At 37.0% G+C, this 1,063-nt stretch carries 2 protein-coding genes and 1 pseudogene; all 3 read left to right on the forward strand.

The window, feature by feature from the left end:
• Positions 1-374 precede the first annotated feature (374 nt).
• Positions 375-632, forward strand: coding sequence for a type II toxin-antitoxin system ParD family antitoxin (locus EAE91_RS23495; RefSeq protein WP_244869024.1), 258 nt, complete (start codon positions 375-377; stop codon positions 630-632).
• Positions 625-837, forward strand: coding sequence for a type II toxin-antitoxin system RelE/ParE family toxin (locus tag EAE91_RS23500; protein ID WP_214090545.1), 213 nt, complete (start codon positions 625-627; stop codon positions 835-837). The genes EAE91_RS23495 and EAE91_RS23500 overlap by 8 nt, the downstream gene beginning before the upstream one ends.
• 105 nt (positions 838-942) lie before the next feature.
• Positions 943-1,063, forward strand: a pseudogene (locus EAE91_RS25160) (IS982 family transposase); the annotation flags it as partial.

Raw genomic sequence — 1,063 nt, forward strand, 5'->3', positions numbered from 1 at the left:
AATCTGATATCTTTCTGTCTCGGTCAGTTGTGTATAGGCCATAGCGCATTCTCCTGTGGCGGGAAAGATGCCTACTATAGCAACTGACCGCCTTTCTGAAAAATTGCGCTTATTAGTCGAATCCGCCACATCCATATTATCGCCACGGAAAACATAATTAACGTTATTATTTTCAATTTATAACATTTCCCTGAAATATTTCTATTGACTGACAGCCATATCTTTAATTTAAAATCTCTGTTCTCTGTTCATAGACTTGCGTTACTGTTATTCCAATGGAATCTAATAATGAACGTCTTACGTGACGAAATATTTTCGAAGTGTAAAAATATGTCTTACACTATAGAATATTAATTATCTGAATGAGGTGTATTATGGTATCGCGTACAATGACAGTAGATACCGGCGAAGAATTACGTGGTTTTGTAGAAAGCCTAGTCGAATCAGGTTATTACAAAACTAATAGTGAAGTCGTTCGGGAAGGATTACGGTTATTACAGGAAAAACAAGCTGAGTCCAAATTGGAAGCGCTTCGTCAGCTAATTGATAAAGGTGATAACAGTGGTGAAGTTGTAGCGTGGGATCTCAATACTTTCCTTACACGTATGAAAAATAAAACACATAATGTCTAGTAAAATATTTTTCCTAAAGCCTAAAGCTGAACAGGGTTTAGAAGCTATTTTTGAATACAGTTATCAAGAATTTGGCCTAGAAAAAGCGTATCAATATATCAAGAATATCGACAAGGCTTTTCATACACTTGCTGAAACTCCCGGGCTGGCCCGGAATTACAACCATGTTCGTATTCCTCTTAATAATATATGTGTATTAAACTGACACATTGATGTAAATAACCTGAGGTTTGCTTAAGAAGGGAACTAAGTGCCTGAGGCACGATCAAAGTTTTTGTCAAAGAAAACAAAATCGTGGAGATCCTCAGGCATGTTTAATTTAGAAGAACTTTACTGCTGCGTCGATGACTTTTGCCAAAAATTTATTCCTCTCTGGCATCAACAGTTAATTGAACATGGTTTGCTCAAACGTCGCCGCGAAGCTTCCCTTT

This window comes from Photorhabdus noenieputensis (genome assembly GCF_018448935.1).
GTDB classification, from domain to species: Bacteria; Pseudomonadota; Gammaproteobacteria; order Enterobacterales; family Enterobacteriaceae; genus Photorhabdus; species Photorhabdus noenieputensis.

What these genes read in the sequence shown, in the direction of transcription:
- EAE91_RS23500 (WP_214090545.1), top strand. Translation starts at nt 625, where the DNA reads ATGTCTAGTAAAATATTTTTCCTAAAGCCTAAAGCTGAACAGGGTTTA.
- EAE91_RS23495 (WP_244869024.1), top strand. Translation starts at nt 375, where the DNA reads ATGGTATCGCGTACAATGACAGTAGATACCGGCGAAGAATTACGTGGT.